The sequence below is a fragment of the Pseudomonas sp. B21-023 genome, assembly GCF_024749165.1.
Classification (GTDB): domain Bacteria; phylum Pseudomonadota; class Gammaproteobacteria; order Pseudomonadales; family Pseudomonadaceae; genus Aquipseudomonas.
Genome location: NZ_CP087190.1, coordinates 3,982,224 through 3,990,774 on the forward strand (window position 1 = coordinate 3,982,224; position 8,551 = coordinate 3,990,774).

5 protein-coding genes are annotated in these 8,551 nt (G+C 64.0%); 3 read left to right on the forward strand and 2 right to left on the reverse strand.

Annotated elements, in window-relative coordinates:
• The first annotated feature begins 196 nt into the window (after positions 1-196).
• The 3 genes from dsbD to dsbG are packed head-to-tail and all read left to right on the forward strand — an operon-like array spanning position 197 to position 3,505.
• A complete protein-coding gene (dsbD, locus tag LOY42_RS17860) occupies positions 197-1,915 on the forward strand; it encodes a protein-disulfide reductase DsbD (protein WP_139672481.1) in 1,719 nt (572 codons plus the stop codon).
• Positions 1,915-2,745, forward strand: a complete 831-nt coding sequence (locus LOY42_RS17865) for a TlpA disulfide reductase family protein (RefSeq protein ID WP_102684969.1) — start codon at positions 1,915-1,917, stop codon at positions 2,743-2,745. Before dsbD ends, LOY42_RS17865 begins: the two co-directional genes overlap by 1 nt.
• A gap of 1 nt (position 2,746) precedes the next feature.
• Complete coding sequence (gene dsbG, locus LOY42_RS17870) at positions 2,747-3,505, forward strand: thiol:disulfide interchange protein DsbG (protein WP_102684968.1); 759 nt, start codon at positions 2,747-2,749, stop codon at positions 3,503-3,505.
• 92 nt (positions 3,506-3,597) lie between these two features.
• Here dsbG and LOY42_RS17875 read toward each other — a convergent pair whose 3' ends face one another.
• Together LOY42_RS17875 and LOY42_RS17880 are read right to left on the reverse strand one after the other, a co-directional pair.
• Complete coding sequence (locus LOY42_RS17875; RefSeq protein WP_139672483.1) at positions 3,598-3,996, reverse strand: hypothetical protein; 399 nt, start codon at positions 3,994-3,996, stop codon at positions 3,598-3,600.
• Positions 3,993-8,525 carry an RHS repeat-associated core domain-containing protein gene (locus LOY42_RS17880; RefSeq protein WP_139672486.1) on the reverse strand — a complete coding sequence of 1,511 codons (4,533 nt, stop codon included), beginning with the start codon at positions 8,523-8,525 and terminating at the stop codon, positions 3,993-3,995. Before LOY42_RS17880 ends, LOY42_RS17875 begins: the two co-directional genes overlap by 4 nt.
• Between the last annotated feature and the right edge of the window lie 26 nt (positions 8,526-8,551).

An 8,551-nucleotide genomic window follows, 5' to 3' on the forward strand; every position in this document is an offset into this window, starting at 1 on the left:
GGGCTCCTGGGTGGGGAAGATGGCATTGCACAGGTTCATCATTAAGGGGGGATTATGAACCCGTTTGGCGACGTTCGTCGGGCTGATAGCATCAGGCGCTGCAACGCCCCCACCGACGGTCCTAGGACCAGCTTAACCTTCAGTTAATAACCCAAGGCCAGCATGGCCTCCTTCAAAGTTCTGCCAAGGCGTCGACATGCGTGTTCTCCTGCTTTTCCTGACATTCCTGCTCGCCGGCCCCCTACAGGCCAACCCGTTCGCGGTCAAACCGGACTTCCTGCCGGTGAACGAAGCCTTCGTGCTGACTCACGACCGCCTGGAAAACGGCCAGACGCGCCTGCATTTCCAGATCAAGGACGGCTACTACCTCTACCAGAAGCGCCTGAAGTTCGACGGCCTGCCCCCCAAGCAGCACCCGCCCCTGCCCCAGGCCGAGAACCATCACGATGAGTTCTTCGGCGACAGCGCGGTCTACCGCACCGAACTCGAACTGCTGCTGCCGGCCAGCGCCAGCGGGGAACTGCGCCTGGGCTGGCAAGGCTGCGCGGACGCAGGGCTATGCTATCCGCCGCAGACCACGCCGATCGCCCTGGGCGGGGCGGCTGCGGCAACGCCGGCTGCCGACCAGGCCAGCGACCAGGCCCTGGCCGGCACCCTGCAGCAGGACAGCCTGGCCTGGAGCCTGCTGGCCTTCTTCGGCCTGGGCCTGCTGCTGGCCTTCACCCCGTGCTCGCTGCCAATGCTGCCGATCCTCGCCGGGCTGGTCCTGGGCAATGGCGCCAGCGCCCGACGTGGCTGGTGGCTGGCCGGCATCTATGTGCTGAGCATGGCGTTGGTCTATGCCGCCCTCGGCGTGATCGCCGCGCTGCTGGGCGCCAGCCTGCAAGCCTGGCTGCAACAACCCTGGCTGCTGGGCAGCCTGGCTGGTTTGTTCGTGCTGCTCGCCCTGCCCATGTTCGGCGCTTTCGAACTGCAACTGCCCGCCGCCCTGCGTGACCGCCTGGACCGCGCCGGGCAAGGCACCCGTGGTGGCAACCTGTATGGCGCGGCGCTGCTGGGTGCCCTGTCGGGCTTGCTGCTGGGCCCTTGCATGACCGCGCCCCTGGCCGGCGCGCTGCTGTTCATCGCCCAGAGCGGCGACGTGCTGCAAGGGGCACTGGTGCTGTTCACCCTCGGCCTGGGCATGGGTGTCCCGCTGTTGCTGCTGGTCACCCTGGGCAATCGCTACCTGCCGCGCCCAGGCGCCTGGATGAACCTGGTCAAGGGCTTGTTCGGCTTCGTGTTCCTGGCCATGGCCCTGTACACCGTGCGCGGCCTGCTGGCGGAAACGCTGGTACTGGCCCTGGCCGGCGCCTGGTTGATCGCCCTGGGCTGGGCCGCCTGGCCTGCCTTGCAGCGCCTGCCCGCCTTGCGTGCAATCCCCCTCTTGGGGGCACTGTGGGGTGGCCTGTTGCTGGTGGGCGCCGCAGCCGGTGGCAATGATGTGTGGCAGCCTTTGCAGCCTTTTGCCGGCAAGAGCACGGCCACGGCCCCCGCCAGCGGCCGCGACGCCTTTGTCACCGTCAGCGCACCGGCCGAGCTGCAACGGGAACTCGATGCCGCCAAAGCCCGTGGCCAATGGGTACTGGTGGACTACTACGCCGACTGGTGCGTGTCGTGCAAAGTCATGGAGAAGCAGGTGTTCGCCCGTGCCGATGTCCAGGCCAGCCTTGACGACGTGCGCCTGCTGCGCCTGGATGTAACCGCCGACTCCCCGGCCAGCCGCGAGCTGCTGCAACGGTACCAGGTGCCGGGCCCGCCCAGCCTGATCTGGGTCGGCCCGGAGGGCGAGGAACGCCGCGCCCGCCGTATCACCGGTGAAATCGACGCCGCCGGATTCCTCCAGCACTGGGCCCAGACCAGGAGCCAAGGCTGATGCTCACCATCACTCTCGGGCCGCTGACCATGGCCCTCAACCACCTGCTGCTGCTTGCCGCACTGGGCATCGCCAGCCTGGTCGGCTGGCGAGTCGCCAAGCGCGGCGGCGAAAACCCGGAGTCGGCACTGTTCAACCTGTTCCTGCTGGGCTTGCTGTTCGCCCGCCTGGGGTTCGTCCTGGCCTACTGGCCGATGTACCGCGATGACCTGCTGCAAATCATCGATATCCGTGACGGCGGCTTCCTGCTCTGGGGTGGGCTACTGGGCATCGTGCTCGGTACCCTGTGGCAAGGCTGGCGCCGCCCAGGTTTGCGCCGTCCGCTGGGCTGGGCGCTGTTCAGCGGCGCCCTGTTCTGGGGGCTCGCCAGCCTGGCCAGCCACCTCTACAGCAAAGGCACCGAGCTGCCCGACATGAGCCTGCGCGACAGCCGCGGCCAGGCGGTGGCCCTGCATGGCTACCGCGGTCGCCCGCTGGTGATCAACATCTGGGCCACCTGGTGCCCACCCTGCCGCCGCGAGATGCCGGTGCTGCAACAGGCCGAGGACGACTATCCCCATGTGACCTTCCTGTTCGTCAACCAGGGGGAGACCCCTGAGAACGTCAGCACCTTCATGGCCACCACCGGCCTGACCCTCTCCAACGTGCTGTTCGACGGCACGGGCGAGCTGGCCCGCAAGGTCGGCTCCATGGCCCTGCCCACCACCCTGTTCTACAACGCCGAAGGGCGGCTGGTCGGCAGCCACCTGGGCGAACTGTCGCGCGCCAGCCTGCGCCACGCCCTGGAACCCTTCGAACGCGCCGATGCGCCCGCCCCACAAGGAAACTGACATGCGATTGAATGCACTGCTGCCCCTGACCCTCGCCCTGCTTGCCACCCCCACGCTGCAAGCAGAGGAACTGCCCAAGGCGATCCAGCAACTGCAAGCCAAGGGTGCCGTGATCAAGGGCAGCTTCGACGCCCCCGACGGGCTGCGCGGCTATGCCGCCGAGTACCACAACAACGGCATTGCCCTGTACCTCACCCCCGACGGCAAGCACGTCCTGGTGGGCAGCCTGTTCGACGAGCAAGGCAAGGACCTCAGCGCCGAACCCTTGGAAAAACTGGTGTACGCACCGATGAGCAAGGCCGTTTGGGCGAAGATGGAAAAGACCGCCTGGATCCAGGACGGCAAGGTCGATGCGCCGCGTACCGTCTACCTGTTCAGCGATCCCAACTGCCCCTACTGCAACATGTTCTGGCAGCAGGCGCGGCCCTGGGTCGACTCGGGCAAGGTGCAACTGCGCCACATCATGGTCGGCATCATCCGCGAGGACAGTCCGGGCAAGTCCGCCGCGCTGCTCGCCGCCAAGGACCCTGCCAAGGCCTTGCAGGAACACGAGAAGGCCGGCAAGGCCAGCTCGCTCAAGGCGCTGGACAAGGTGCCGGAGGCGGTACAGAAAAAACTTGAGGCGAATCTGGCGCTGATGGAAGAACTGGGCCTGGCCGCAACCCCGGCGATCTTCTATCAGGATGAAAAGGGGCAGTTGCAAAGCCAGCAAGGCGCGCCGCGGCCAGAGATGCTCGGGAAGATCCTCGGCAAACGCTGAAACGCGTCAGGGGAAACGGCTCAGGGCGGCTTTCCGGCTGGCTGCCCTGACCGCCCTGCCACCCTTTCTGGCACTGCGCACTACGTGCAGGATCACCAGCTTTTCATGGCGGTGGAGAAACACGGCGTTTGTCCATCGAAGTACAGTTTCACCCCCGTCGTGGTCAGCAGGATGGTCTGCCCATCCTTGCGCTCCTCCTCGAAGCCCACCCCTGCCTGGGTCAGGTAATCCTTGAACGCCTCCACAGACGTCGTCTCATCGATCGGATGCCGGTTGAAGGACATTTTGCGGATGCGCGAAATATCATATTGCACAAGGCAGAGCTGGTTCATGTCGAACAGGTACTCGATACCTTGCGAGAACACCCCGAAGCGCTGATCCGGCTCGCTGATCATCTGCACGGTGGGTTTGTGAAAACCGGGCATGAGTGTTTCCAGCGAAGCCCCGAACCGCACCTGCAGCTTGCCCTTTACAAAATCGTCGAACGTCATGTGATTGCTTCCAGTAGTTTCTTGAACCTGACAACGCCTCGCTCCGCCTGCTGGTAGAGGCGGGTAGCTGGCTTGTTGTGCTTGAGGATCTGCTCGAAATCGGCAAGCGCCCGACGTGTCTGCGATACGGCTTCAGTCATGATGGAGGTGTCCTTGCCCATGCCACCGATGACTTTGTCCGCCTCTTTCAACATCTTCTTGTCCTTGATCAACTCGCCCCAGCGGAACCAGTCGCCATCATCGGACAAGCGCGCCTCGGCAACTTTCCGGTTGTTGACGTAGATATCGGCGTGCGGCCCCTTGACCATGACATCGTCGCGGTAAGGTTGCATCTTGGCATGACTGCAACTCAACCCCAGCGGATCGATCCAGGTCACCGGGTTGGGTGAATACTGGTACAGGTTCACGCCCCCCAGCAGGCCGACAGGATCTTGCTGGGTGAACCGCCCGATATCCGGGTCGTAGAATCTGAACATGCTGTAATGCAGCCCGGTCTCCCGGTCCAGGTACTGCCCCTGGAAGCGCAGGTTCTGCCGACTGACCTGTTCGGGTGCGTGCCACTCCTCCCTGCTGTTGCCCCACACCTGGAAATTGCCGTGCCAGACACTCATGCCGCGCTCATCAGTCAGTTGCTCTGGCAGACCGGCAAGATTGGTGTGGAAGTAAAAGACCCGTTCATGGCCAGGCGCTCCATCCACCCTGGCCAGAGGCTCGTGACTGGTCGCATCGGCATACAGGAACAGGCTCGGCCTGCCATCCTGTACTTCCTGCAGCAGACGCAACCCTTGCCACAGGAATTCGCTCCGGCTGACGGGTGCTTCATGATTGTCACGATAGACACGCTTGTCGACTCGCCTGCCCAAGGGATCATAGGCGAACTCGATTCGCTCGCGGACTGCTCCGCGTTGCTGCCTGACCCTGACCAGCCGATGCTCGGCGTCATACTCAAAATGCTGGACAAGGCGGTTGCCGCTGCGCTTCTCGCTGAGCCGGCCAAAGCGGTCGTAGCGGTAGCGTCTGTCCTGGAACACCTTGACCCGGTCATGGCGCACCCGGCCACCGACCTGGTAACCATCAAGCAGGTTCCCGGCAGGGTCATAGCCGAAGTGTTCGAGAGTCGGCGACTGCCGGTGGGGCAACTGCCGTGATGCGCCATGGATACGTTCGGTGGGACCGTAGTCATAGCTGACGCGCCCACCAGCACCTGTCTGAAAGCGCCCGATGATCTCATCGAGCTCTACTCCCAGCCCATTGCCGCAGCGCTGGGCCTGGGTCAGTACCTCGCCAACGAGATTGTTGCCGGCATCGTACCGGTAATCCTTTTGCAGCAAAGGCAGTACCGCCTGTGCGCCATCCTGGTACTCGATGACCCTCTGCACCAGACGCCGCGTGCTGTCGTGGCGTGTCCTGGTTGACAATGCGCCCTGGCTTCGCAGGACTTCGGCGTGCAACGCATCCCGTTCGAAATCACTGATTACCCGGCCATCGAGGTTGAGCTGGTGAAGGTGCCCACTCCCGTAGCGCAGGTAATTGATCCGACGCTGGTCCGGCAAGGTCAGGGTCTGCAGGTTGCCCAACGGGTCGTAGCGGTATCCGAGCTGCCCGGGGCCGCAGCTTTCCTCCAGCAATTGCCCTGAAGCGTCATAGGCAAAGTCCAGTTGCCGGGATTGCCCAGCCTGGTCGCTGAAACGGATCGACAGCAGATTGTCGGCTGCATCGTAGGTATACGCTGTCAGCCCATCCTCGGTTCGCTTGCGCACCAGGCGCCCGGCCGCGTCATGCTCGAAGCAGCGCAACTGCACCTGAACGTCCGCTTCCTCAGGGCTGCCCGCAAGAGCGGGCTCCGCTGTACTGGCCGGATGCAGGGTCGTCTGGACGACGTTGCCCAACGCATCGTACGACAGGCTGTAACCACCGCCGTCGAGGTTCTTCTGGGCCAGAAGTCGATCAAGCGCATCCCACTGAAAGCGGTAGCACTCGCCGTTCTCGTTTTCCAGCTGCTGCAGGCGGCCGTAGGCATCCCAGCCCAGGCGTACGGTCAGGCCCATGGCATCGGTACGTTGCAGCAGCCGGCCGCTGGCGTCGTACTGCCATTGGGTCATGCATTGGTCCGGGCCGGTATGGCCTGTCAGCTGGCCGGCCGCATCGACTTGATAGTGCTCGACCCTGCCGTCTGCCAGTTCGCGCTGCAACAGGTTGCCACGGGCATCGAAACGATATCGCGTGGTACCGCCTTCGGCGTTGCGCAACTCGCTCAAGTACCCCTGCGGGTCATAGCGATAAGCCGTCTTTTGTCCTGAGCAGTCACGTGTGGCAATCAGCTGGCCTCGCTCATTCCAGCGCAACGAGCGGTCCTTGCCCTGCGCATCGACAATCCGCGCCAGTCTTCCCTGTTGATCATAGTCATAGCGGGTCTGTTGCCCGAGCGGGTCGATTTCGGCAAGCAGATTGCCCCGTCGATCATAGGTATAGCGACGCAACCGCCCCGCTCCGTCGGTGATACGGTCTGGCAAGGCCCAATGCTCGATGTAGCCGATGCTTTCACAACGCCCCAGGGGATCGGTCGTGGCGACCAGACGGCCAATGGCATCGTAACCGTAGGACCACTCGCCCCCCTGTGCGTCGAGACTGCGGCGCAGCAATCCATCGACGTAGTCATACCGCCAGCATTGCCCCAAGGCATCACGGAAGGTATGGATTTCGTACAGCGCCCCCCAGTGATAATGCTCGGTGCGCCCCAGGCCGTCGACCACCTGGGTATGGCCTTGCTCAAGATCATAGGTGAAGCGGTACTCCTCGCCATCACTGCCCCAATGCCGCACCACACGCCACTCATGGTCTGGTTGTGGCTCAAGCAGTGGCGGCATGTGATAAGGCGTGCCGTCGAGGCTGCAGGGCTGACGACGGATGGCCGCAGAGGCGAAGCAGGCCCACTCGTACTGACGAATCGCGCCCGTGGGCAGCGTATGGCTGGCCAGCAATCCCTGATCGGTGTAGGCGAAATGCCGCAGCACCCGCCCTTCGCCGTCGGCGACCTGTTCCAGTTGGCCCGCCGCGGTATACCCATACCGTGCCAGGCATTCCCGGCGCTCGACCGCAAAGGCCTGGCCGGCCTGCAGGTACAGCCTGTGCACCGCCGACACGCGACGGGGTTGAGCTTCGGTGTAGTGCAGCTCGATGAATGTGCGAGCGAAACTGTCACCCAGAAACTGCAGGCGTCCCTGCGCGTCGTAGAACAGCTCCAGGGTATTGAGATTACGGTCGCCCAGCTTGACTAGCCGCGAGCGCCGGGGTTCCAGCGGATCGGTATGGAACACCTGATACAGTCCGCTGTTGATGTTCTCGACGATGGTGAAACCGTTGTCCTGATGGAAAAACGCCAAACCATCGAGAATGCTGACGAACGCGCTGCCGACCTGCAGGCGGCCAAGCTCCAGCCGCGCACCCTCCTCGTCGACGTAGATCCACAGCTCTCCACCTTCCGGGTGCGCGACACGTTCCAGGCACACCTCGTAAGGCACGCTCCAGCCCATGCCGAACAAGCCATTGACACGTCTGTCGTTGCTGTCGTAGCGGCGCGCCCAGGTAATCGGCACCAGCGCCGCCAACCTGAAGTCCACATCCTCAGGACCGTCCTGGAACTTGCCGCCCGTGGACGGCGCCACTGGGTTGCCCACACCGCATCGGCGACCTTTGAGCATTCCCCTTCGACTGATGAGCATCCCCGCGATCAAGCCGATGATCTTCGCCGCGGCGCTCTTGCCATCATGGATGTCGCGCACTGTCAGCGTACCGCCGCCGATACGTACATTGGGCGAGAAGGTCATGCCGATGGGCCCGTCGCAGGTGGTCTTGTCCCCCACCCGGGCGGCGGGCTGGCCATTGATGAACACCTTGTCGGAGCCTTGGGCGACGAACTGTTCAGGCATCGGCGGGTGCTTGCTGCACACCGCCTTGTCCTGGGGCTTGGGGATCGTACCGGGTGCCGCGGGGGTCGTCACCGGTGGGTTGAAGATGCTGTTGATCTCCTGGGCCAGGCCGATCACCGGCAACACCATGGATGCCCCGACCATGGCGTACGCCCCGATATTTTCGAGGATCGACGGCTCCTCGCCCACGGCGGGCGCCTCGACCGGGCCACCGCTCACCCCGGCTGCGCGGGCGGCGAAGATGCCGTTGATGCGGGTATTGTGCGAGCCACTGCTGATGGCGCCGTAGGGCTCCGGGGGGAACAAGGAATTGCCGACCCAATTGCTGAAGTCGGATATGCGATCGCCGATACTCTTGTCCTCGCCACCCGGCAGCAGGCTGGCGGCACTGACCATGGCCCCGGCGATCAGCGGCGTGAGCACGGCGGCGGCACCGCCGGTACCGACCACCGCGACCACCGCGCCACCGATGGCGGCACCGACCGCGGCGACCGCCGCCGCATAGACCGCAGCCTCGACCAGGCCACTGACCAGCTCGGCCATCAGCGGCGGATGAAGAATGAGATCGCCCATGCGGGCGGCATGCAGGCTATCGTCCATGAAACCTGTGAAATCCTTGGCTACTG